Raw genomic sequence first — 24870 nt, forward strand, 5'->3', positions numbered from 1 at the left:
AAATATACGTTGCGGGCTTTTTTTTCACCATCATCGATGTCTAAGCGTTAGTCGGCAATTTTTACCGTCTGACCATCGAACTGAACGGTTTGCCCGGCAACGATTTTACAGCGCTTGCGCGTTTCCGTCTGGCCGTCAACGGTCACGTCACCCGCGGCGATAGACAGCTTGGCTGCTGCGCCGCTTTCACTCCAGCCCAGCAATTTCAAGAGATCGCACAGTTCAACGTGCGGATGTTTTTCAAGATTAAAGGTTGCCATAAGTTCCTGCTTATTCGTGTTTGACTCGCCAGTTATTCGGCGTGGTCATGATACTCTTCACACGCCTGTAGCGTGTTTTGAATCAGTGTGGCAACGGTCATGGGGCCGACGCCACCCGGCACAGGGCTGATGTAAGAGGCTCTTTCCTGTGCGGTTTCAAATTCCACATCGCCGACCACTTTACCGTTTTCCAGACGGTTGATACCCACGTCCAGCACGATTGCACCCGGTTTAATCCATTCGCCAGGGATGAAGCCCGGTTTACCCACGGCGACAACCAGCAGATCGGCGTTTTCAATATGGTGACGCAGATTTTTGGTGAAACGGTGCGTGACGGTCGTGGTGCAGCCTGCCAGCAGCAATTCCAGACTCATCGGACGGCCCACAATATTAGACGCGCCGACGACAACGGCATTCAGCCCAAAGGTATCAATATTATAACGTTCCAGTAGCGTGATGATGCCGCGTGGCGTACAGGCACGCAGCAGCGGGGCACGCTGGCATAGACGACCCACATTGTAAGGATGGAAACCATCAACATCTTTACTTGGCGCGATGCGTTCGATCACTTTGGTGTTATCAATGCCTTCCGGCAGCGGAAGTTGCACCAGAATGCCGTCAATTGTCTGGTCGGCGTTGAGCTGGTCGATAAGTGCTAACAGTTCTGATTCTGTTGCAGTGGCGGGCAAATCATAAGAGCGGGAGATAAAACCGACTTCTTCACACACCTTGCGTTTGCTGGCGACATAAATCTGTGACGCCGGATTTTCGCCGACCAGTACAACAGCCAGACCCGGTGCGCGTTTTCCTGCCGCTAAACGCTGTGTGACTCGTGCTGCAACTTCGTCTTTAACCTGCTGCGCAATCGTTTTACCATCAATAATCTTTGCTGCCATCTGAGATGAGACCCATCAATTTGAAATAGGGGGATGGCCGCTATTTTGTCAGAAGCTGTGCGTGCTGTCAGGTATTGCATCAACATTAATTCCAATTGATCCCGCTATTCACTCACCTCGAACCGGTTTTTCCCGCCATTTTTGGCACGATACAGCGCGGCATCGGCAATCTCGATAACGGACGCAGGCGTTGGCGGTGGGTTATCCGCGTAGAACACGTAGACACCCGCACTAATGGTGACGATTTTTTCTGGGAACAGCGTCGTTGCATGGGGGATCTTCGCTTCACGTACTAAATCCAGCGCGCGTTGAGCGAGCGTGGCTGCACCATGCTTATCTGTTTCGGTGATAATGAGTGCGAACTCTTCACCGCCATAGCGAGCGACTAAATCTTCTTTGCGCCTTGGCATATTACTCAGAATATTCCCGACTTTGCGCAGACACTCATCGCCTGCCACATGGCCATAGTGGTCGTTGTACTTCTTAAAAGCATCGACATCGATCATGATGAGCGCGATGCCGCGCCGCGTTTCCGCAGCTTGCAGCAGCGTTTGTTCCAGGAAGGTGTCGAATTGACGACGGTTAGGTAGGTTCGTCAGGCCATCGAACAAGGCGAACGCTTTCAGGGTATGGTTAACTACTGTGAGTTCATCACGCACAGTGGTTAAATCGATCTGACTTTTCAAATTGATGCGAATTTGCCTTAGCACGACAAGGCCGAGCACGCTGCTGGTCAGTACCATTGCCAACGTAATAATACCGTAGATGAAGCTGTCTGTTTTCCATGGAGCAAGCGCCTGCTCGAGGTCATAGCCTGCGCCGATAACGATGGGATAACGTTTTAATTTTGTGTAGCCATAAACCCGCTCGATATTATCGAGCGTGGAAGTGACGGTTGCAGTGCCGCTTTCGGATTGCTTCAGATATTCTGAAAATATCGGGCTGCTAGACACGCTACGGTTGATATAGGAATCATCGTAAGGGCGGGCGTATAGGATTCTGCCATTGGAAAGCAGGAGCGCGATGACGTCCGTGTCTCCTATGGAGTAGTAGCCATAATACTGCTTAAAATAGTCCAGTGAGAGGGTGGTGAGCAATACACCGTTAAAACTGCCGTCTGGCTTATTGAGACGTACGGAGACGGGGATGACCAGATCTCCGGTAGAACGGCTTTTAATCACGCTGCCGATATAGATATTGGTGCCGATGTTGCTTTGATGATATTTGAAGTATTCTCTGTCGGAATAGTTATTCCGCACTGGGTTGACGACGCCGGAATTGACCAGCCATTCGCCTTTTTCATCATAGATAAAGATGCCATGCAACTGCGGCAGCGTGGCTTTTCGGATTTTTAAAATCTCGCTAAGCCTGGTGAGTTGTTCGGGCGATAAACCGTCTTTACCGATACGTTCTTGTAAATCCTGTAACAAGATGTCGACTTGTAAAAACGTGTCTTCAGCATGACGTGCCAGCGACAGCGACAAGTTTCTGGCGTTGCGCTCTGTGGAATCGATAAGGTGCTCACGAGAATGGAATATCTCCCATCCGTTTAGCGCCACTACCGTGGTGATGATGAATAGCATAAAAGTAATCATCAATTTTTGGAGCGGCATTTGATAGTAGCTGGCCTTGTCGCGTGTGCTGACCTTCATTGTCCTTCCCATCGTTAGCCAGAGAGATGACTGGTGATAAGTGTAGACGCTTCTGCCATTTGCGCTGTGATTGATGAGGATTGCTTATGCTTTTTTGTTGATTTTTATCAAATAGTAAGCTGCTTTAATAATAAATTAACGTCTCTACACACTATCTCCATGTCACGTTGATAAAAACTCGAAAATAAATCGGTATCATCGTGTTTATTCACTAAAATCATCTAAGATAAATGACGTTGTGTTACAGAACGTCATGAAAATTCGTTTTCATGCTAACGATTAGCGATCGTCACAAGGTGTAAGAAAATTTTTATTTAGCATTAAACACGCTATGTTTAATTGGCGTTTAACTGGAATTGCTAATGATAAGGCTATTATGCTTTTTACGTTTCGGCTGATGAGAATGACGTTCCTGCATGAAGGTGGTGTGCTCATCGCGAGAAAGGGACAAGAAATAAATTGAAATGTAACACCTGTGTTCAGATTGAAAAATAAGAAAGATACTGCGGCGGAATATGGTTTTCAGCCAGTGATGAAATAAAGAGCCCTTCATGAAAATAGCGATTAGCGGAACGGGATATGTCGGTTTATCGAATGGATTATTATTGGCACAACAGCATCAGGTTGTGGCGTTAGATATTGTGGCTGAAAAAGTGGCGATGCTGAATCAACGAAAATCGCCAATTAATGACGCCGAGATTGAGCGTTTTTTACAACACGAAACGCTGAATTTTTCCGCTACGCTGGATAAATATGAAGCGTATGTCGATGCGCAGTTCGTGATTATCGCTACGCCGACAGATTACGATCCACAGACGAACTATTTCAACACGTCGTCGGTAGAGGCGGTCATTCGCGATGTGCTGGCGATTAATCCGCAGGCCATTATGGTGATTAAATCGACGGTGCCGGTAGGTTTCACAGAGAAAGTCAGCCAGCAGTTGGATACGGATAACATCATTTTTTCACCCGAGTTTCTGCGTGAGGGAAAGGCGTTGCACGACAACCTTTACCCGTCGCGGATTGTGGTGGGTGAACGCTCGGAAAGGGCTAGGTTTTTTGCTAACCTATTGATGGAATGCGCATTAAAAAAAGATATTCGTGTACTGTTTACCGACCCGACAGAGGCCGAAGCGATAAAACTGTTTGCGAATACCTTTCTGGCGATGCGCGTCGCCTACTTTAACGAGTTGGACAGCTATGCTGAATCGCTGGGGCTAAATACCCGGCAGATTATTGAAGGTGTGTGCCTCGATCCGCGTATTGGCAACTACTACAACAATCCTTCTTTCGGCTACGGCGGTTACTGTTTGCCGAAGGATACCCGGCAGCTTTTGGCTAACTATCGTACTGTTCCGAATAACCTTATTAAGGCGATCGTGGACGCTAACCATACGCGGAAAGACTTTATCGCCGACACGATTATCCGCCGTCATCCTAAAACCGTTGGCGTTCATCGTCTTATCATGAAGGCGGGGTCGGATAATTTTCGCTTTTCTTCCATTCAGGGCATTATGAAAAGGATAAAAGCGAAAGGAATCAATGTCGTGGTTTATGAACCAGGGATTGATGATGATAACTTCCTGGATTTCCCTGTCATTCACCAACTCGACAGTTTCAAACAACAGTGTGACATTATTATTACCAATCGTTATGCCGACGAATTAAAAGATGTGATAGGAAAAGTTTATACAAGGGACTTATTTGGTGAAGATTGATTTCTTGTCGTAAATCAATAAATCGACATTTCGCTATTCGCGAAAAGTTCATTTTTGCATTGTAATTAATTATGTCTTCTTGCGCTTCGTCACGTTGTGCTGTTTATCTGTGATTTTATGATTATCGCAATAAATTAAGGTTGGCTTAAGACTTCATTATTTAGACTGCTTAGTGATGATTTGTCGCCATTATTTATTTTGGGAATATGTTATGACGGATTTTTTGCCTTTTTCCCGCCCGAACATGGGCGAAGAGGAAATTGCTGCCGTGGCTGAAGTATTACGCTCCGGTTGGATAACCACAGGGCCGAAATGTCAGCAGCTGGAACAGGCATTTTGCCAGCAGGTCGGGTGTCGACAGGCAATTGCGGTGAGCTCTGCGACGGGCGGGATGCACGTGACGCTGATGGCGCTTGGCATTGGCCCCGGCGACGAGGTGATTACGCCGTCCCAGACTTGGGTTTCAACCGTCAATATCATCACGCTCCTGGGAGCGGAACCGGTGATGGTTGACGTGGATCGGCATACGCTGATGGTGCGACCGCAGGATGTCGAGGCGGCCATCACACCGAAAACCAAAGCCATTATTCCCGTGCACTATGCCGGCGCTCCGGCCGATCTGACGCCGCTGCGTGCTCTCAGTGAGCGCTACGGCATCCCGCTGATAGAGGATGCGGCGCATGCCGTCGGTACGCAATATCGCGATGAGTGGATTGGTGCGCGTGGAACCGCCATTTTCTCGTTTCATGCGATTAAAAACATCACCTGTGCGGAAGGCGGTATGGTGGTGACGGACGACGAAGCACTGGCTGAACGCATACGCAGCCTGAAGTTTCACGGGCTGGGCGTTGATGCATTCGACAGGCAGCGACAGGGGCGCAAGCCGCAGGCTGAAGTGGTGACGCCGGGGTTTAAATACAATCTGGCGGATATCAATGCGGCGATTGCGCTGGTGCAACTGGATAAACTCTCAGCGATCAACGCCCGCCGTCAGCAGCTGGCTGCGCGTTATCTCACCCAACTGCGCTCGCTGCCGCTCCAGCCGCTGGCTGTTCCCGATTATCCCCATTTGCATGCCTGGCATCTGTTTATGGTGCGCGTGGATGAAACGCGGTGCGGCATATCGCGCGATAGCCTGATGGCGGAACTGCAAACGCGCGGCATTGGCACCGGGTTGCATTTCAGAGCGGTGCATACACAAAAATATTACCGTGAGCGCTATCCTCATTTGCACCTGCCGGAAACGGAGTGGAATTCGGCATCGCTGATGACGCTGCCGCTGTTCCCCGATATGCAGGATAGCGATGTCGATCGCGTCGTCGCGGCACTAACCTCTATTCTGGAGTCTGTTCGTGATTGATGACATCAAAAATGTGTCCGTTGTGATTCCCGTTTATAACGAAGAAGAGAGCCTGCTGGTGCTGATTGAACGCACGCTGGCAGCCTGTCGGCAGATCGGTAAACCCTGGGAAATTATTCTGGTTGATGACGGCAGCAGCGATCGCTCGGCGGAATTGCTGACTGAGGCGGCGAGCGACCCGGAAAAGCACATTATCGCCGTGCTGCTGAACCGTAACTATGGTCAGCACTCGGCCATTATGGCTGGGTTTCAGCAGGCGGTGGGCGATGTGGTCATCACGCTGGATGCCGATTTGCAAAATCCACCGGAGGAAATCCCACGGTTGGTGGAGTATGCCGCGCAAGGGTATGACGTGGTCGGCACCGTGCGGGCAAACCGGCAGGATTCGCTGTTCCGCAAACTGGCCTCGAAAACCATCAACATGATGATCCGACGTTCGACCGGGAAATCCATGGCGGATTACGGCTGCATGCTGCGTGCTTATCGTCGCCACATTGTCAGCGCGATGCTGCGCTGTCATGAACGCAGCACTTTTATTCCTATTCTGGCCAACACGTTCGCGCGGAAAACCATCGAGATCGACGTGATGCATGCCGAGCGCGAGTTCGGCACGTCCAAATACAGCTTTCTGAAGCTGATTAACCTGATGTACGACCTGTTGACCTGCCTGACGACGACGCCGCTGCGTATTCTCAGCCTGATTGGCAGCGTCGTTGCGCTGTCGGGTTTCTTGTTGGCGCTGTTGTTGATCGGCCTGCGTTTGTTCTTAGGGGCGGAATGGGCGGCAGAGGGCGTGTTCACGCTGTTTGCCGTGCTGTTTATGTTTATCGGCGCGCAGTTCGTCGGGATGGGGCTATTAGGGGAATACATCGGTCGTATCTATACCGATGTGCGGGCCCGGCCACGCTATTTTGTGCAAAAAACAGTGAGTGCGGCAACGCCACTGACCACCAGTTTACGGGATGAAGAAGAATGAAAGCGATCGTATTTGCCTACCATGATATCGGCTGCGTTGGCCTTGAGGCGTTAAAGCTTGCCGGTTATGAGATTCAGGCGGTGTTCACGCACAGCGATGCACCGGGTGAGAACCACTTCTATGCGTCGGTGGCGAAAGCGGCAGCCGAGATGGATGTGCCGGTGTTTGCGCCGGAAGACGTTAACCACCCGCTTTGGGTGAACCGCATTCGGGAACTGGCGCCGGATGTGATTTTTTCCTTCTATTACCGCACGCTGTTAAGTGACGACATTCTCCAGTTACCGTCGTTTGGCGCTTTCAATTTGCACGGGTCGCTGCTGCCACGCTACCGTGGGCGGGCACCGGTGAATTGGGTGCTGGCGAACGGTGAAACGCAGACGGGCGTGACGCTGCACAAGATGGTGTCCCGCGCCGATGCTGGCGATATCGTTGCCCAGTCCGTGGTGGCGATTGACGCTGAAGATACCGCGCTGACGCTGCACGGTAAATGTCGTACCGCCGCTGCGGCTTTACTGGCGCAGCAGTTACCGCTGATTCGCTCGCGTGAGATTATGCTGACGCCGCAGGATGAAAGCCAGGCCAGCTACTTCGGACGCCGCACGGCGGCAGACGGGCTGATCGATTGGCAAAAAAGCGCCCGCGAGATCAACAACCTGATTCGCGCGGTGACGGAACCGTATCCGGGCGCGTTTACGTTCCTCGGTGAGCGCAAAGTGATCGTCTGGCGTGCTCGCGCAGTTAAAAACAACGCTGTGAGAGCCTATGGGGTGAAGCATGAACCGGGCTCGATCATCTCGACATCGCCGCTGGTGGTGTCCTGTGGTGAAGACGCGCTTGAGATTGTCAGCGGACAGAGTGAGAGCGGGCTGTATATGTCGGGTAGCCGACTGGCGGCGGAAATGGGCATGGTGCCACAGGCGAAATTGGGCAACCTTGCCAGCCGTGTGCAACGACGCCGCACACGCGTCCTGATTCTTGGCGTGAACGGTTTTATCGGTAACCACCTGACAGAACGCCTGCTGCGTGACGATCGCTATGAAATTTACGGACTGGATATCAGTTCGGATGCCATCGCCCGTTTTCTTGGCGATCCGCGTTTCCATTTTGTGGAAGGCGATATCAGCATTCATAACGAATGGATCGAATATCACATCAAGAAATGCGATGTCATTTTGCCGCTGGTGGCGATTGCAACGCCTATCGAATACACCCGTAACCCGCTGCGCGTGTTTGAGCTGGATTTTGAAGAGAACCTGAAAATTGTGCGCGACTGCGTGCGCTACAACAAACGCATTGTCTTCCCGTCCACCTCAGAAGTGTACGGCATGTGTGATGACAAAGAGTTTGATGAAGATAACTCACGCCTGATTGTCGGGCCAATCAACAAGCAGCGCTGGATTTACTCTGTGTCCAAGCAACTGCTGGATCGGGTGATCTGGGCGTACGGCGCGAAAAGCGGCCTGCGTTTTACGCTATTCCGTCCGTTTAACTGGATGGGGCCGCGTCTGGATACGCTGGATGCGGCGCGCATCGGTAGTTCCCGGGCGATTACCCAATTGATCCTCAATCTGGTGGAGGGATCGCCGATCAAACTGGTGGACGGCGGGGCGCAGAAGCGCTGCTTTACCGACATTCACGACGGCATCGAGGCCCTGTTCCGTATTATTGAAAACCGCAACGGTCAGTGTGACGGGCAGATTATCAACATCGGCAACCCGCAGAATGAAGCCAGTATTCGCGAACTGGGCGAAATGCTGTTGACCAGCTTTAATGCCCACCCGTTGCGTGACCGTTTCCCACCGTTCGCTGGGTTTATTGAAGTGGAAAGCAGCAGCTATTACGGTAAAGGCTATCAGGATGTGGCGCACCGCACGCCGAGCATTCGCAACGCCAAACGGCTGCTGGAATGGGAACCGACGGTGAAGATGGAGCAAACCGTCGCGGAAACGCTGGACTATTTCCTGCGTACCGTTGATCTCCAGCACGCCGATGACGTCACGGATACGCAGGGATGACGCGCGTTGGCCTGCGCATTGATGTCGATACCTGGCGTGGTACGCGGGACGGTGTGCCCGCGCTGCTGGATGTGTTAGCAGAGTTCGATATCCAGGCGAGTTTCTTTTTTAGCGTCGGGCCGGACAACATGGGGCGCCACCTCTGGCGCCTGCTGCGTCCGCGCTTTTTATGGAAGATGCTGCGCTCCAACGCGGCCTCACTCTACGGCTGGGATATCTTGCTGGCCGGCACGGCGTGGCCGGGGCGCCATATCGGCACACGGTTTGGTACGTTAATCCGCCAGACGCACGACGCCGGGCATGAGGTGGGGCTACACGCCTGGGATCATCACGGCTGGCAGGCGAATGTCGCCCGCTGGTCGGATGCGCAATTAGCCACGCAGTTCCGTGAAGGAATAGATGTGTTGACGCCGATGCTGCCATCACCCGTGCGCTGTTCCGCGGTGGCGGGCTGGCGAGCCGATGAGCGCGTCGTTGAGATGAAGCAGCACTGGAATCTGGACTATAACAGCGACTGTCGCGGCACCCGGCCTTTTCGACCGCGTCTGAAAAGCGGTGAGTTGGGTACCGTGCAGATCCCGGTTACGCTGCCGACCTATGATGAAGTCATCGGCGAGCGCGTGAGTGACGGTGAATTCAACGACTTTATTCTTGCGGCGATCCAGCAGGATCGCGGCGTGCCGGTCTACACCATCCATGCGGAGGTTGAAGGGGGAGCGAAGCTGGCGCTGTTCCGTCAGTTGCTGCTTCGTGCCCGTCAACAGCACATTGAATTTTGTCCGCTTTCCTCATTGCTGCCTGATGACCGAGCCTCGCTGCCCGTCGGGCGGATTGTACGCGCGCCGTTTCCCGGACGGGAAGGGTGGCTTGGCGTACAAATGGAAGAATAAATAAAGCAGGAGATAGCATGGAAAAAGGCATGATAAAGCTAAAAAGTACCGTAATACTGGTGTTATTTGCTTTGCTCTACCTGTTACCGCTTAATGGCCGCTGGCTGTGGTCACCGGATGAAACGCGCTATGCGGAAATCAGCCGCGAGATGCTTCAGCGTGGCGATTGGATCGTGCCGCATTTGCTGGACGTTCGCTACTTTGAGAAACCCGTTGCGGGCTATTGGCTGAATAACATCAGCCAGTGGTTATTGGGTCATACCAATTTTGCTGTGCGCTTTGCCTCGGTATTTTCTACTGCGCTGAGCGCACTGCTGGTGTTTTGGCTGGCGCTGCTGCTGTGGAAAAACCGGCGTACTGCGCTGCTGGCGGCGACGATCTATCTGACGTCGCTGCTCGTGTATGGTATTGGCACCTACAGCGTGCTCGATCCTATGGTGACGCTCTGGATGACGGCGGCGCTGTTCAGTCACGTGCTGATTCAGCGCGCCACGCTGACGCGCGAACGGCTCATGGCCTGGGGGCTGATGGGGCTGGCCTGCGGCATGGGGTTTATGACCAAAGGCTTTCTGGCGCTGGCCCTGCCGGTTATCAGCGTGCTGCCAGTCGCGCTGGCGCAAAAGCGGATTAAGGAATTGCTGCTGTTCGGGCCGCTGGCGATTGTCGTCGCGGTATTGCTAAGTGCGCCGTGGGCGCTGGCGGTACATGCGCGAGAAGCCGATTACTGGCACTACTTCTTTTGGATTGAGCATATCCAGCGTTTTGCAGAAGACGATGCACAGCATAAAGCGCCGTTCTGGTATTACCTGCCGGTTCTGATTGTCGGCGCATTCCCCTGGCTGGCGCTGCTGCCGGGTGCGTTGCGCAGTGGTTGGACGGAACGAAAAGCGAACCCGGAACGGTTCCTTCTGCTGTGCTGGATGGTAATGCCGCTGCTGTTTTTCAGCATCGCTAAAGGCAAGTTGCTGACTTATATTCTGCCGTGCTTTGCACCGCTGGCGTTGCTGATGGCGGCGTGGATTTCCGGGTTGGCCCCTGCGGTACGTGAGCGTCTCTTGCGCATCAATAGCTGGCTCAATATTGCGTTCGGTAGCCTGCTGGCGCTCGCCGTTGCGGCGCTGGGCCTCGGCATCATCATGCCGCATCTCTATCAACCGGGAGAAGGGCTGACCATCGTATCGGGTGTCGTCTGTTTTATCGGTTGGGTAGCCTTTGCCGCTGTCAGCCTGAAAAAGCAGCGATCGTGGGGGTATCTGGTCGCGGGGTGCCCGCTATTTCTGGCGCTGCTTGTCGGCGGGAGTATTCCGGCGAGTGTGGTTGACTCAAAGAATCCTCAAACCTTTATTCGTAGTCACCAGCCACTGCTGGAGGACAGCCGCTATGTGCTTAGCGATGAGGTTGGGCTGGCCGCCGGACTGGCGTGGGAACTCAAACGTAGCGATATTACCTTATTCAAGGCGCGGGGCGAATTGAACTACGGGCTGGACTACGCCGATTCCACTGACCGCTTTGTGGATGAGGGGGCTTTCCCGGCCTGGCTTGCTGAGAAACGGCGTAGCGGAAATGTCGCGCTGGTGCTGAAGGTCGATAGGGATACCGATGAAGAATACCGCAGTCTGCCTGCCCCCGATCAGGTGAAAAAATCGCACCGCTACGTGCTGCTGTTTTATAAGCAGATAGCGCCATGAGTTATCTACTGGTGGCTATCGTCTGCCTGCTGACCAGCCTGGGACAACTGTGCCAGAAACAGGCGGCGGAGTGCTGGCGGCGTTTGCCGACGGATCGACGCCAACGCGTGACGCTGGGATGGCTGATGCTGGCGGCTGTGTTGCTGGGTATCGGACTTTTGCTGTGGCTTGTGGTGTTGCAGCATATTCCGCTTAGCGTGGCGTACCCGCTGCTGAGCATCAATTTTGTTCTGGTCACGCTGCTAGCGCACTACTGGTTTGGTGAGCGTGTGGACCGTCACCACTGGTGGGGCATTGCGCTGATTATCACCGGTATCTATCTGATGCAGGGGGGATGATGGCGAAAAAAGGCTATATCTGGGCGCTTGGCAGTATTGTGTTAGCCAGCGCCGCGCAGGTGTTAATGAAAAGTGGGATGCTGGCGCTACCGAGTATTGCCCTGACGCACTGGCCGCCGCTTAGCACCTTAATGGGCGGTTGGCCTGTGGTTGCGGTGATCTGTGGGATGGTTTGCTACGGTCTGTCGATGGCGTGCTGGTTCATGGTGCTACGCTATCTGTCGCTAAGTCGCGCCTATCCGCTAATTAGCCTGAGCTATGCGGTAGTCTATCTGGCGGCGGTTTTCCTGCCGTGGCTGAATGAACCAATGAGCCTGCGTAAAAACCTCGGCGTTTTGATTATTATGCTGGGCGTCTGGCTGGTGACGCGTAACGCGCAGGCGGCGCGATAAACCGCCTGCGCTAGCGGTTGATGTTATTGACTGAAGACGTGTGCGGTCCCCGTGACGTTCAGGCTGACCTGTTGGCCAACGGCGAAAGCGGCGTGGCTGACGGTTTTCAGTTCAATAATGTCGGCTGCTGCGTGGTGGACATGCAGCGTCAGAGTAGAGACGAAGCCGGAAAAATCAACTTTACGGATGGTTGCACGAATCGTCGCTGCGCTATTCCCTTCAGCGCTGTCAACCTCAATGCTCTGAATCACGATCTGTTCCGGCCTGAGCATGATGCGGGCTTTACCGCTTGCGGTTGGGCGATCCACCGCGATACACCCAAGCAGGCAATCAGCCTGACCGCCAGTAACCTGCGCATCGAGAATCAGCGTTTCGCCGAGGAAGGTCGCGATGTCTTCGCTAGCGGGCTGATGGTAAAGCGTCCACGGCGAGCCGGATTGTGAAAGCTGGCCGTCGCGCATGACGACGACCCGATCGGCAAAAGACAGCGCTTCCCCCTGATCGTGGGTTACCAGAATCGACGCTACGTTAGCCTGCTGTAATACGTCCATCACCGCTTTACGGGTGGCGGCACGCAAGCCGGTATCCAGCGCGGAAAAGGGTTCATCCAGCAGCATTAATGCAGGGCGTTGCGCCAGCGCGCGAGCCAGTGCGACACGCTGCTGCTGACCGCCGGAAATCTCATGCGGCGAGTGCTTCTGTAAATGCGCGGGAAGGGAAACCAGCGCCATCAACTCATCCACGCGCTTTTGCTTTTCCGCCTTCGAGCCTTTCAGACCAAATGCGATGTTGTCCGCGATACAAAGATGCGGGAACAGCGCGCCATCCTGCGGTACATAGCCAATTCCACGCTGATGGGCGGGGACGGAAAACCCATTATCGCAGAGCGTTTGCCCGTTCAGCGTGATGACACCGGTATCCGGTTTTTCAAACCCGGCAATCAGGCGCAGCAGCGTAGTTTTTCCTGAACCGGACGGGCCGACAATCGCCGTGCGGCGGCTGTTCTCCAGCGTCAGGTGAATGTCAGACAGCACGGTGCGCCCATTAAAGCTTTTGCTGACGCGATGAAGTTCCAACATGATTACAGCCCCGCCATTTTTTGTGATTGCGTGTAGAGAAACCAGGTCCATGGTAGCGACAGTAAGACCAGAATAAGCGCGTAGGGTGCCGCCGCGGGATAATCGATCTCACTGGTGAGCGCCCAAAATCCGGTCGCCAGCGTACGGGTGCCGTTGGGGGCCAGCAGCAGCGTGGCGGTCAGTTCGTTGACGATTGCCAGAAAGACGAGCGTTGCCCCGGTGGCGACGCCGGGCGCGGCCAGCCGAATGGTCACGGTCATCAGCGTCTGCAACGGCGAACGCCCCAGACTGGCCGCGACCTGCTCCAGTTCCACGGGTGCCTGCGCGATTCCCGCGCGTAAATTCACCAGCGCCCGTGGCATAAACATCAACAGGTAAGCCAGCAGCACGGTGAATTCCGTCTGGTAGAGCGGCCTGATGAGGTGAATCGTAGTGGTTACCAGCGCCAGCGCGACGACGATACCCGGCAGAGAGCTGGTGATGTAATTGCATCCTTCCAGAAACCGATACAGACGGCTGGGATGGCGAATCGTCAGCCAGGCCATTGGAATGGCCGCCAGCGTCGTCAGTACGGCACCGCTCAGCGCCAGCGTCATGGTCTGACGAAAGGCATCGAGCAGCTCGCGGCGCAGCCAGACTTCCCAGCCGCCAAACCACAGCCAGCGAAACAGCGTAATAAAAGGCACGCCGAGCGTTAGCAGTATCAGCGTTGTCAGTAACAGCAAAGCCAGCAACAGCGGCAACGGCGACAGACGTATCGGTGTGACAGCCTGAGGCGCGCCAGAACCGACATGTGCATAGCGGGTGACGCCGCGTACGCGGGCATCCGCACACAGCAGAAACAGACACAGCAGCGCCAGTACGCCAGCCAGCATATTGGCCGCCGGGCCATTAAACGTTGACTGAAACTGATCGAAAATCGCGGTAGTAAAGGTATCGAAGCGGATCATGGCGAACAGGCCATACTCCGCCAGCAGGTGCAATGCGATCAGCAGTAGTCCGCCGCCGATAGCCAGCTTTAGCTGTGGCAGTACCACGCGGAAAAATACGGTAAAGGGAGGCACGCCCAGCGTGGCGGCGACATCTTCCAGCGCGGGGTTAAGCCGCCGCAGCGTCGCGGCACAGGGTAAATAGAGAAACGGTAAATAGGCGACGACGGATAAAAACACGCCAGCCAGTAGCCCATGCAGGCCCGGAGCGGTGCTGATCCAGGCATAGCTTTGTACAAATGCAGGGATCGCCAGCGGTGCGGTGAGCAGCAGTGACCACAGGCGCCGGGCAGGCAGAGTAGTACGTTCCGTCAGCCAGGCCAGCAGAACGCCCAGAACCGTACAAATCGGCAGCGTCAGGGCAACCAGTAGCACGGTGTTCGTCAGCAGTTCGCCGACGCGAGGGCGAAAGAGCAGGGCGTGCGCCGTTTCCCAACCGGTATCAATACTCACGCCAATCACAAAACCGAGTGGAACAAACCCCAGCAGGGATAGCGTCAGGGCGATGAGGGTAAGCAGCGCGGCTGGCTTGCGTAATGGCGGAGAGGGAGCGGTGAACGGGGTCGTTTCGCTGTAGCTAGCGTTTGTCATACGGCCTGTAGCTGCCTCGTCAGGACGATAGGTTAAGACGGTGAAGCCGCGCTGAGCGGGCATTCAGGTAAGGATTCATCAGGGCGCGAACGCCCTGATGAAAGGGGTTATGACATCTATGTGCTATAACCCATGCGCGACAATTTATGCGTTACAGCAAGCCAGCTTGTGTCATCAGATCCACGACTTTTTTGCTGTTGAGCTTGGCGGCATCGACTTTCGGTGCATCCAGATCTTTCAGCGGAACCAGTTTGTCATTTGAGGCCGCGTTGACGCCAACGGCATATTCAAAGGCATCGTTGGTGCGCAAGATTTCCTGACCGGATTTGCCCGTAATCCACTTAATAAAGGCCTGTGCATCTTTCGCATGTTTGCTGGATGCCAGTACGCCGGCACCGGAAATACTGACGAACGCGCCCGGATCTTTATGCTTGAAGTAGTACAGCTTCGTGTTGTTACTGTTTTCGCCGGTTTTAGCCTGATCGACAAAACGGTAATAGTGATAGATCACGCCGCTATCAATCTGACCTGCGTTCACGGCTTTCATCACCGTGCTGTTACCTTTATAGGCGGTGAAGTTTTCTTTCATGCCTTTCAGCCAGTCTTGCGTGGCTTTCTCACCTTTCAGCTCAAGATAGGCGCTGACGATGGCCTGAAAATCTGCACCGGATGGGGAGGCGGCCCAGCGGCCTTTCCACTCTGGCTGCGCCAGATCGGCTAAGGATTTCGGCAACTGTGCGTCGGTAAATTTGGCCGGGTTGTAGACAAAGACGGTGGAACGCGCGGCAATCCCGATCCAGCGTCCGTGGGACGGGCGATAGTCAGACGGTACCTGCGCGAGGGTGGCTTTATCCAGCGGAGCAAAGAGGTTGGCGTTATCGACCAGCACCATCGATGGTGAGTTTTCGGTCAGGAACACATCGGCAGGCGACGATTTCCCTTCCTGCACCAGTTGGTTGCCCAATTCGGTGTCGCTGCCATTGCGCAACGTTACCTTGATGCCGGTTTCTTTGGTAAAACCGTCAACCCAGGATTTCACGAGGTTTTCATGTTGGGCATTGTAAATCACAATCCCTTCATCGTTTTCTGCTGCATTTGCCGACGTGCTGAGCGCCAAACCGGAAGCGAATAAAACGGCAGAACTCAGTAATCCAAAACCAAGCTTCATATTATTTACCCTTATCAATACCTGTCGTGTTTGCGTATTGCTGGCCGACATGGAAGCCCGTGTGTCGCTCACGATAGCCACGCTATTTTAGCGACACAGGCCGATATGTAGCGGCAGTCGAGGATGGATTTTACATATTGGTAATAATAATGATAGTTATTATTATTTCGCTTTCTTAAGGTTAAATTAAGGTTTCGGTGGGTGTGACATCGCGGTCATCACTTTATTTCAGAGCGTGTCACGGTGTGAAATTGTATAAACCCATGGTTTAAAAAACAGTCGGGTACGTGTGTGAAATTTATTTCACCAGAAATGAGATATAACATCATGATTTACAGAAACAAATCCTGATTCATCATCTATATTTACTGTGCAGGCTGTGAGTAGCGATACAATAAATGCACCGTATTTCTTCGGTGTCACGTGCGCTTGTCTGCAATTTGGGGTTAATTGACCGACAAAAAGGTGACACAGCAACTGATATTCGGGGGATGGAAAAATGGATGTAGAAACGCGGATGATTGAGCTTATCGTAAAATCTGGCGAAACACGTTCCTGCGCAATGGAAGCCCTGAGATCTGCTCGCCGAGGGGAGTGGGATCATGTCGATGAACTATTAAAAATGGCTGCGGTGGCGCTGAACCGGGCGCAATTGATTCAGACCGGATTCATTGGCAACCAGAGTAAGGAAAAAACGAATCTCGAACTTATCGTAGTGCACGCGCAGGATCACCTGATGAATGCGATGCTATGCCGTGAACTGGCTGAAGAAATTATTGAACTCAGGAAAGAGGTCTCTGGCGTTAATCTCCACATACGCTAACCGCATCGCAGAGCAAGTAGAAAAGCCATTCAGTCTTCACGCTGAGTGGCTTTGCTGTTTCTATAGTGTCGCGCCTTTTTCTTGTGCTACTTCACTTTTCCGTACTGTTCGTCGCTGACTTTTTCCAGCCATTCAACCGGGCTACCGTTAAGCGATTCGGCAATCGCTGCGGCTAACATGGATAACAGGCAGAGGCGGCAAGTCATTTCATGGAAAGCATAGCTGTTATTGAAGAATTTGTAGTGATTGAAAGATTCGCTGTGATTGAGCCATTCAGGGTTGCTGAAAGATGAAACACAGCGGTTGTGCAAAACGTTACTGCGATTTACGGGGAAGCACCAGAGAGCAAAACCCGCAAGAGGTTATGAATTATATTCATTAATCACGCCGCGTAATATAGGGGAGTTATCCCCGTCGCCGATGTTCAGCGCGGCTTAATGAGCAATGGATGGTTTCACATGGGCATCATTCATGACACCACTGTTTTGGACACGCTGATGTTAAAAGAAAATTTTAATGACCTCATTTCGTTTCTTGTGGTGGCAAGAGAACGCAGTTTTACCAAAGCGGCGGCGAAGCTCGGGCTTTCCCAGTCGGCGCTAAGCCATTCGATTCGTGGCCTGGAAGAGCGGCTGGGGGTACGTTTACTGACCCGAACCACGCGCAGCGTCGCGCCAACGGAAGCGGGGGAGAAGCTGGCGGATAGCCTCGGCCCGCGCTTTGCAGATATTGAAAGTGAGCTGGTGGCGCTGGGCGATATGCGCGAGCGTCCGGCGGGCAATATTCGCATCGCGGCGGGGGAACATGCGGTTGATTCCATCTTATGGCCGGTGTTAAAGCCATTTTTGGCGAATTACCCCGAGATTAACGTCGAAATTACGGTAGATAACGCTTTAACCGATATTGTTCCTGGCCGATTCGATGCGGGGATTCGCCTGGGTGAACAGGTGGCGAAAGACATGATCGCTGTGCGTGTCGCGCCGGATATGAGTATGGCGGTGGTCGGCTCCCCGAACTATCTCGCGCGTAATCCCGCCCCCGCGACACCACAGGATTTGCAGCATCACCGCTGTATCAACATGCGCCTGCCGACGATGGGGGGGATCTACGCGTGGGAGTTTGAGAAAAACGGTCGGGAAATCAAGGTGCGCGTTGAAGGACAACTGACCATGAATAGCCTGCGCCAGCGGATTGATGCGGCACTGATTGGCCTTGGTTTAGCCTATGTGCCGGAAGATGCGGTGCGAGATGACATTGCCAGTGGACGCCTGACTCGGGTATTGACGGAATGGTGTCCGCCGTTCCCAGGCTACTATCTGTACTATCCCAGCCGCAAACAGCACACCACCGCCTTCTCGCTATTTGTGGAAGCGCTGCGTTACCCGCGTTAGCGATTGGGAGGAACGCGTTTTATCGCGGATTTTCTGGCTTGTTTTTCTAATTAGGCCTCGTTCAGTGTTGGCGGGCGATGCTATGATCGGTATGGCTCGGTCTGGTTGGTCGTAAGTCTGGCGTTCAGATCACACCATTTAGGCAGAGTACCTTCCGAGTGATCTATTAGGTTTATCAGGAGAATTAGATGCTTCAGGCCATTATGCAAGGAAAAGCAGGCAGAGTGGAAATAGAGGGGAAAGCGCCAGAAAGTTGGCGTAATGTTTTTAAAAAACGAGAGGATTTATTGACGGCAGCATTTTGGACACGAATTGGTTATTTGAGTGCAGAAAGTCGTTTCTTGTTTATTAGTGAGTTTCTAGGTTTATCGAAATCAGAATTAGGTGAATATCGTCAGGTGAATTTTTGGCCTCGTTATTCGCTGAAAATGAAAAATGTTGATCAGAACAGTGTTGAACCTGACGTTGTTCTGGAGTTTGAAAAGGCCGATGTTTTGATTGAAGTTAAACCCCCTGAGGGGAGGGGGCAGTACCATCAACAATGGCAACGAGAGATTACTGCTTATCATCAGGATGAGAGAAGAAAAGAACAACTCTATTTTATTGCATTAGGAAATATTCCCAAATCGTTAGGGGAGTTTAATAAAAAATTAATAGGAAACTATAAAGATAATACAAAAGTAATACAGCGAGAGTGGCATAATGCTAAGAACGCATTACTGTCTTTACAGAATGTGGATATCCATGAGCAGCATATTGTTCGGGATTGTCTGTCTGCTCTTTCCTTATATGGAATTCGCGTGGCTCTGCCAGAGTATAAAAATTTATCTCAGTTTATTACTGACTTTCCTCTGCATGAGGAAACTAAAAATATTTTCTCTTCTTTTTCTGACAGTAAGTAAGGACGTTACAAATGAATATTGAGGACTCGCTTCAGCAAGTCAGACAGGCACATCGTATCTGCGCCGGGTTTTATCAGCAGGTATTACCCAGAATAGAGCGGGTAAGGGAACTGATGGATGTGCGATTCCTACAGTGGAATCCGATTAGCTTCAACTCGTTACCATCAAACGCGAAGAGTCCATTAAATACTTATTGGGTATGGAATTTTTTGCCGTTAATGGACACTTCATTTACCTTTTTAAAAAAATCCGAATCACGCTACTTCCGTCCAGATGATTACATTCTGGATATCAGGCTTATCACCGATAGTGAACTGGAATGGGAGTATCGCGAAGAAACGTATATGAAAAAAGAGCCAGATGCCTGTGAACTAAAAAAAACGGCAGCACAAGCAGAAAGTTATTTGGCAATTTATCTATTTAGCCCAGTCAGACAAATACAAAATAATAATATATTTGATCGGCTCTGGAATTGGTCAGACTACCCAGCACTCGAATCTAAGGTAACGTTGAATTATCAAAAAATTGTTAAAACAATAGGCTTCAAGTTTCTGATCGCTGATTTTGTACAAGAAGGTGGGCCAGAAAAGCTGATTGAAGAAATAAAACAGCACCTTGCTTTGATGGACATTAAGGAATAACTCAGTCATCTCAAGTCATAGCGTTGTAGTTCTCGCATAATATGCCTGTTGTTCTGGCAATACACGAAGGCGCGATTTATTGGCTTGTCATCATTAGTGTGATAGCGTGCTAGAGAAATTCTGGGGATCTGTGCTGACGATCCCCACTATATTAATGCCTTGATTGCCCGCACTGATTTTTTAGCCTCATCATTTCCGCTGGTGGCAAGGGCGCCGTCATCATGGAACGATACGTCATACACGCTGGCGTTTCATCCGTAGGGGATCTTTTCGTGCTGGATGAGCAGGCGATAACAAATAGGGTGATTGAGATGATTAATAGCCGGGGGATAGTGGCCTGATAATTTTTCATCGATTCTCCTTTTAGTTTTTTTGCAATGACGCATAGCTTTGTAAAACGGGGAGAGGTATACCGAACGAGTGAGCAATATTGCGAATATATTAAGTTAACATTAAGAGAATGGTTTGTCAGATGCAATAAAAAGGAAGGCCAGGATGATGCGATTCGTACTTATTCATCGCACCAAAGATTCTTGAACGCTATCATCACTGAAGTCACTCACAAATCTGGGCACTCGGGGGCTGTCAACAACCCTTTACTACCTCATATTCAGATGGCGTAGATGATAATGACGGCTTGAAACCCCTTCTCCTGTCTGGTTGTCAGCCTGATTATTGTGACGAACATAAACACTGTACATACCGTTACACAGCAACGCTCATCATCGGCGATAGGCCTGGTATATAATCCAAAAATACAGGGATCGATTTACTGTGAAGATAAAAATTCACAACTTTCAAACAATAAATATCATGTAGCCTTACTTTATAATGAAAATCAAAAATACTCTCTGCCTACATATCCTGATGGCGACGCTTGCCATCCTGTTTCTTAGCGTTCCCCCACTGGTGAAGAGCGTCGATCCGGCGCTGACATTCCAGCCGCTGATTAACACGATGGAAGGGACGGCAAAAGAACAAAAGGAAAAGATAGCCACCATTTCCCATGCATTACAGGGCAATGCGATTTTCTTTCTCGGAGCTTCCGAGGTCTCTACATCGGAAGATGAACATTACGCTGTCTATAATTACTTTAATAACCAGTTACATCGTCCGGTTGTGGCCTATGGCGATAGCTATGTGGATAGCGTCACGCACTTTTTACTGCTCTCACGTTTTAAAAATGAGCTTAGCGCTAACAGTAAAGTTGTTTTGCTGCTGGCACCCGATAGCTTTTATTCAGACGGTATTCCCCCGGCAATTTTTGCCAATAATTTCCCGGCATCTATTTTTAATCCCCTGATGCAAGATGATCAGGCGCGCCCCTTTTTGGTCAATTACTTACAACATATCGATAAAGAAGAGATAAGCCACTTAACGTTTGGCCAAATGCAAGTCTATGGCTGGGATCCACAAATTATCTGGCAGGAAGTGAGTTATCAATTTGCTAATTTCTGCGAGCTAATAAAAAAAGACTGGCTGTCGATGCTAGGTATTATTCCCCAGCCAACACAACCGTGGCCACATCGGCCAACCGTCAATACGATTCCTGACTGGGATCGCGAGTTGGCTCAGGCTAAGGTGTTGAATCAGTCCCGCGAGCAAAGTGCAGACACATTGTGGATGGATAAGTCCGTTTTTGCAGACGATCCAACGCGGGAAGAGTGGGACGATGCACCGATTGTGCCAGCGCAGATGGAGGCATTACGGGCGACGATCCAACTGCTGAAAGCGCGTAACGTCCAGTTTGTGGTGATTGTCGATCCGATTAATCCGTGGGCGATTAAGAATTCCGAGAAATTCCGGCCGGTCGATAGCCAGATCCGATCGATGCTGGAGGAAAATCAGGTGCGTTATTTCGATATGTATGCGCAGCCTTATCAAAACGGCTGGAATTGGGATCGCCTGCACCCAACCGGTCCGGCATGGGTCGCGATGGATCAATTTATTGCAGAGAGTTTTAAATGATGAAAACTGCTATTCGCCTTTTTTTCCTTTATCTCTTTCTGGCAGTCACCATCGTCGCATGGACCTCTGTTGATGAAAGTATGAGTTTAAAAGTGCATTTTGAATATCAAAAATTCTGAAGGATGAATGATGTACAGCTCCGGAATGTTTTTTTTCCTTCTGTTTTCATCGGCGTTACTGTTTGCGCTGGTTAATCGCGTATTCAGTTATCGGCTGACGTATTTATCCGCCTTTTCCGTATTGGCGGTACTAGGTTGGGGATATATTTTCCAGGGGGATTATATTGTTCCCGTGGCGGTTTTCCTGAGCTTTTATCTTCTGGTCACCTTAAAAGAGAAAGGGTGGTTAAAAACCTGGCAGGCAGTCAGCCTGACGCTGCTGCCGTTGTTTTTGGTGAAATTACACCTCAACAACCACTGGGGCATGATCGGCCTGTCCTTTATGACCTTCCGCGCCATTGATGTGCTGCTTTATCGCAGCAAAAAAGATGGTCAGCATTTCCTGCATTACTTTTGCTACCTCTTTATGCCTTTTATTATTCTGGCCGGCCCGATGTATCGCTGGCGGACATGGGTTAATGACATTACTAAACCGGTCTTCACGATCACCCGTGAGCAATTTTTAGTGGCGATGGAGCAGATTTTTACCGGCATTATTCAGAAATTCTTATTTGCCATGCTGGTCAATAACCTGGTGATTGAATCGTGGAGCCATCGCCCGTTTACGTTAACCGTTGGCATCGTGATGTCGCTGGCCTACAGCGCCTATCTCTATTTTGACTTTGCCGGCTACAGCAATATGGCTATCGGGGCAGGGCGCTTATTTGGCCTGAATATCCCGGCAAACTTTAATCTGCCTATTCTGGCTAAAAACCCGCAGGATTTCTGGCGGCGCTTCCACATCAGCCTGTCTGAATGGCTGAGGGACGTGGTCTTTATGCCGATTTATATGAATCTGATGAAGCTCGACTTTTTCCGACAGAACAAAACGCTGGCGCAGAATATTGGCATCTTCTGCACCCTGTTTTGTATGGGGGCATGGAACGGGCTTGAACGACACTATGTCATCAGCGGCGCGCTGTTTGGCGCCATTTCCGTTGCTCACAACATGCTGCAGTGGTCAGCCAAACGCAGCCCAGCACTGAGCAATTGTCTACATCATCCGGTTATTGTGTTCATCGGTCGAATTCTGACGCTGGCAAGCGCTGCGGCCTCCCTCTACATCTTTAGCGGAATGTCTCCTCTATGAACCTTCACTCTGAGCTTCAGGAACTGCAAGATTTCCTCCGTGCGGCATTGCTTAACCCCGCTAACCCTGATCGGTTGGCGATTAGCGGCAGCGATGAAGCAATGACCTGGCAACAGCTATCTGTTGCGGTGACAGACTGGGCGCAACGCTATCAGCAATGTCAGCAGCCTGCGGGGCCGCCGGTCGTGTTATATGGGCATCAGCAGGCGGAGTTTGCCGTGGCGATCTATAGCTGTCTGCTGCATAACATTCCGTATATCCCGGTGGACTGCATCTATCCGCAGGAGCGGCTTAACGAGATTTGTCATCTGGCGAGCGCGCCTTACTATTATGATGTCGCGACCCGACAGTTCATTGCGACCGGAGAAGCCGGACAGGCGCTGGTGGAGCAGGATCTCGCCTATATTATGTTCACTTCCGGCAGCACCGGAAAACCTAAAGGGGTGCAGATCGGACGTGAAAGCCTGTGGCACTTCATGAAATGGGTGCGTCAGGACTTTTCGCTGCCGGACGTGCCGGTGCTGATGAACCATGCGGTGTTCAGTTTCGATCTCTCTTTGATTCCTCTGCTGGCGAATCTGGCAACCGGAGGGCATATCGTTCTGAATGCGAAAGAGGATATCGCGGCAGAAAACTGGCTCGATCGCCTGAAAGACAACGGCGTTTCCGCCTGGGTGTCAACGCCTTCTTTTGCTTACCAGAAGCTGCTTTCTCCCCAGTTCAACAGTGAATATTTACCTGAACTCAATGTCTTTGTGTTCATTGGCGAAGTGCTAAACAAAGCGCTGGTCAAGCAGCTACGCCGCCGCTTCCCGCATGCCAAAATTCTCAACTCCTATGGTCCAACGGAAGCGACTATCGCGACCACCGTTATTGAAATCACCGATGAAATCCTGCACAGTGACAACGACTTGCTGCCGGTCGGCGCGATGATGCCGGATTCCAGAATGGAAATTACCGCTGAAGGTGAGTTGATCATTTGGGGTAAAAACGTGATGCGCGGTTACCTTGGATTGGCGAAAGAGAATGCGGAAAAATTGCTGCATCGGGAAAGCGAAGCGTTCCGTGGCTACAGAACCGGCGATCTGGGCTACGAAGACGGGCTGCTATACTGTCAGGGGCGCAATGACAGCCAGATAAAACTGAATGGCTACCGCATTGAAATCAACGAGATTGAAAATCGCCTTCTGGCGATGTCCGACATCAGTGAAGCGGTGGTTCTGCCGCTAATGAAATCAGGCGGCGGCGTTCTGCGCATTGCGGCGTTCTGTGTGACGAATTTAGCGCCTGAAGCGATTAAAACGTCGCTCTCGAAGGTGATTCCGCCCTACATGGTGCCTTCCCAAATTATTATCAAAGATGCGTTGCCGCTTAACCCTAACGGCAAAATTGACCGTAAGCTGCTGGATACCCATGCCCGCACGATCTAATACTCAGGAAAAATGATGGAACAGGAAATACTCGCGCTGTTTGAAAAGATCTTATCCCGCAAAGTGGGCTTTAACGATGAGCTGATTGAGTCCGATATTCTCGACTCTATTCTGGCGGTCGACTTGGTGCTGGAAGTGCAGGACGTTTATGGCTGCGTGATCCCACCGACCGAAGTCGCTACCGTTCTGAAAACCCCTGCGGACTTGGCGCGCTACATCGAAGAGAACCGCGGCTAAGCCTGAAACGGCGACGGTTTTTTCTCGTTATTTAAAGACCCCGGATAGGCTTATCTGGGGTTTTTTAATTGTGGGGGGAGTATCAAGGTCCATTACATCATTAGATAGTAGTGAAAAGAGGAGGGCAGTAATTCTCTATTCAAACCCTCCTAATTATTAAAATTGTATCCGTGGTGTTGAATATTTGTTGCCGATATTATCTGAAAAGATCTTTCAAC

The 24870-nt window shown here is 51.6% G+C and carries 22 protein-coding genes and 1 pseudogene; 16 read left to right on the forward strand and 7 right to left on the reverse strand.

What is annotated here, in order from left to right:
• Nucleotides 1-47 precede the first annotated feature (47 nt).
• The 3 genes from ybcJ to WCT94_RS04030 form a co-directional block, all read right to left on the reverse strand.
• Entirely contained in the window at nt 48-260 is a 213-nt protein-coding gene (gene ybcJ, locus WCT94_RS04020) for a ribosome-associated protein YbcJ (protein WP_336868089.1), read from the reverse strand.
• Between the two features lie 32 nt (nt 261-292).
• Nucleotides 293-1156, reverse strand: coding sequence for a bifunctional methylenetetrahydrofolate dehydrogenase/methenyltetrahydrofolate cyclohydrolase FolD (gene folD / locus WCT94_RS04025; RefSeq protein WP_336868090.1), 864 nt, complete (start codon nt 1154-1156; stop codon nt 293-295).
• Nucleotides 1157-1260: 104 nt separating this feature from the next.
• Nucleotides 1261-2808, reverse strand: coding sequence for a sensor domain-containing diguanylate cyclase (locus WCT94_RS04030; RefSeq protein WP_336868091.1), 1548 nt, complete (start codon nt 2806-2808; stop codon nt 1261-1263).
• A 551-nt stretch (nt 2809-3359) separates the two neighbouring features.
• On the opposite strand from WCT94_RS04030, the gene WCT94_RS04035 reads away from it, so the two are divergent.
• The 8 genes from WCT94_RS04035 (at nt 3360) to arnF (ending at nt 12185) form a co-directional block, all read left to right on the forward strand.
• Nucleotides 3360-4526 (forward strand): nucleotide sugar dehydrogenase, encoded by a 1167-nt coding sequence (locus tag WCT94_RS04035; RefSeq protein ID WP_336868092.1) that lies wholly within the window; start codon nt 3360-3362, stop codon nt 4524-4526.
• A gap of 211 nt (nt 4527-4737) precedes the next feature.
• Nucleotides 4738-5886 carry a UDP-4-amino-4-deoxy-L-arabinose aminotransferase gene (gene arnB, locus WCT94_RS04040; RefSeq protein ID WP_336868093.1) on the forward strand — a complete coding sequence of 383 codons (1149 nt, stop codon included), beginning with the start codon at nt 4738-4740 and terminating at the stop codon, nt 5884-5886.
• Nucleotides 5879-6862 carry an undecaprenyl-phosphate 4-deoxy-4-formamido-L-arabinose transferase gene (arnC, locus tag WCT94_RS04045; protein ID WP_336868094.1) on the forward strand — a complete coding sequence of 328 codons (984 nt, stop codon included), beginning with the start codon at nt 5879-5881 and terminating at the stop codon, nt 6860-6862. Before arnB ends, arnC begins: the two co-directional genes overlap by 8 nt.
• Nucleotides 6859-8877, forward strand: a complete 2019-nt coding sequence (gene arnA, locus WCT94_RS04050; protein ID WP_336868095.1) for a bifunctional UDP-4-amino-4-deoxy-L-arabinose formyltransferase/UDP-glucuronic acid oxidase ArnA — start codon at nt 6859-6861, stop codon at nt 8875-8877. Before arnC ends, arnA begins: the two co-directional genes overlap by 4 nt.
• Nucleotides 8874-9767: a 4-deoxy-4-formamido-L-arabinose-phosphoundecaprenol deformylase gene (gene arnD / locus WCT94_RS04055; RefSeq protein ID WP_336868096.1), complete on the forward strand. Its 894-nt coding sequence runs from the start codon at nt 8874-8876 to the stop codon at nt 9765-9767. The genes arnA and arnD overlap by 4 nt, the downstream gene beginning before the upstream one ends.
• Nucleotides 9768-9784: 17 nt before the next feature.
• On the forward strand, nt 9785-11455 hold the full coding sequence (gene arnT / locus WCT94_RS04060; protein ID WP_336868097.1) for a lipid IV(A) 4-amino-4-deoxy-L-arabinosyltransferase: 1671 nt from the start codon (nt 9785-9787) through the stop codon (nt 11453-11455).
• Complete coding sequence (gene arnE / locus WCT94_RS04065) at nt 11452-11793, forward strand: 4-amino-4-deoxy-L-arabinose-phosphoundecaprenol flippase subunit ArnE (protein ID WP_336868098.1); 342 nt, start codon at nt 11452-11454, stop codon at nt 11791-11793. Before arnT ends, arnE begins: the two co-directional genes overlap by 4 nt.
• Entirely contained in the window at nt 11793-12185 is a 393-nt protein-coding gene (gene arnF, locus WCT94_RS04070; RefSeq protein WP_336868471.1) for a 4-amino-4-deoxy-L-arabinose-phosphoundecaprenol flippase subunit ArnF, read from the forward strand. Before arnE ends, arnF begins: the two co-directional genes overlap by 1 nt.
• A gap of 23 nt (nt 12186-12208) precedes the next feature.
• Here arnF and WCT94_RS04075 read toward each other — a convergent pair whose 3' ends face one another.
• The 3 genes from WCT94_RS04075 to WCT94_RS04085 form a co-directional block, all read right to left on the reverse strand.
• Nucleotides 12209-13264, reverse strand: coding sequence for an ABC transporter ATP-binding protein (locus WCT94_RS04075; protein WP_336868099.1), 1056 nt, complete (start codon nt 13262-13264; stop codon nt 12209-12211).
• A gap of 2 nt (nt 13265-13266) precedes the next feature.
• Nucleotides 13267-14844, reverse strand: a complete 1578-nt coding sequence (locus WCT94_RS04080; protein WP_336868472.1) for an ABC transporter permease — start codon at nt 14842-14844, stop codon at nt 13267-13269.
• Nucleotides 14845-14995: 151 nt separating this feature from the next.
• Nucleotides 14996-16012 (reverse strand): iron ABC transporter substrate-binding protein, encoded by a 1017-nt coding sequence (locus WCT94_RS04085; RefSeq protein WP_336868100.1) that lies wholly within the window; start codon nt 16010-16012, stop codon nt 14996-14998.
• A gap of 499 nt (nt 16013-16511) precedes the next feature.
• Between WCT94_RS04085 and WCT94_RS04090 the strand changes: the two genes are divergently transcribed.
• Complete coding sequence (locus WCT94_RS04090; RefSeq protein WP_336868101.1) at nt 16512-16835, forward strand: PTS lactose/cellobiose transporter subunit IIA; 324 nt, start codon at nt 16512-16514, stop codon at nt 16833-16835.
• An 86-nt stretch (nt 16836-16921) separates the two neighbouring features.
• On the opposite strand, the pseudogene WCT94_RS04095 reads toward WCT94_RS04090, so the two are convergent.
• Nucleotides 16922-17017 (reverse strand): annotated as a pseudogene (locus WCT94_RS04095) ((R)-mandelonitrile lyase); the annotation flags it as partial.
• Between the two features lie 315 nt (nt 17018-17332).
• On the opposite strand from WCT94_RS04095, the gene WCT94_RS04100 reads away from it, so the two are divergent.
• From WCT94_RS04100 to WCT94_RS04130, 7 genes are all read left to right on the forward strand, one after another.
• A complete protein-coding gene (locus WCT94_RS04100) occupies nt 17333-18226 on the forward strand; it encodes a LysR family transcriptional regulator (RefSeq protein ID WP_336868102.1) in 894 nt (297 codons plus the stop codon).
• Between the two features lie 188 nt (nt 18227-18414).
• On the forward strand, nt 18415-19128 hold the full coding sequence (locus WCT94_RS04105; RefSeq protein WP_336868103.1) for a hypothetical protein: 714 nt from the start codon (nt 18415-18417) through the stop codon (nt 19126-19128).
• An 11-nt stretch (nt 19129-19139) separates the two neighbouring features.
• Complete coding sequence (locus tag WCT94_RS04110; RefSeq protein ID WP_336868104.1) at nt 19140-19769, forward strand: hypothetical protein; 630 nt, start codon at nt 19140-19142, stop codon at nt 19767-19769.
• A gap of 831 nt (nt 19770-20600) precedes the next feature.
• Nucleotides 20601-21737 carry a D-alanyl-lipoteichoic acid biosynthesis protein DltD gene (locus WCT94_RS04115; protein WP_336868106.1) on the forward strand — a complete coding sequence of 379 codons (1137 nt, stop codon included), beginning with the start codon at nt 20601-20603 and terminating at the stop codon, nt 21735-21737.
• Between the two features lie 129 nt (nt 21738-21866).
• Nucleotides 21867-22985: a membrane-bound O-acyltransferase gene (locus WCT94_RS04120; RefSeq protein ID WP_336868474.1), complete on the forward strand. Its 1119-nt coding sequence runs from the start codon at nt 21867-21869 to the stop codon at nt 22983-22985.
• Complete coding sequence (locus WCT94_RS04125) at nt 22982-24415, forward strand: AMP-binding protein (protein ID WP_336868107.1); 1434 nt, start codon at nt 22982-22984, stop codon at nt 24413-24415. The genes WCT94_RS04120 and WCT94_RS04125 overlap by 4 nt, the downstream gene beginning before the upstream one ends.
• 15 nt (nt 24416-24430) lie before the next feature.
• A complete protein-coding gene (locus WCT94_RS04130; RefSeq protein WP_010300175.1) occupies nt 24431-24652 on the forward strand; it encodes an acyl carrier protein in 222 nt (73 codons plus the stop codon).
• The last annotated feature ends 218 nt before the right edge of the window (nt 24653-24870 follow it).

Source organism: Pectobacterium sp. 1950-15 (genome assembly GCF_037136835.1).
Taxonomy (GTDB): domain Bacteria; phylum Pseudomonadota; class Gammaproteobacteria; order Enterobacterales; family Enterobacteriaceae; genus Pectobacterium.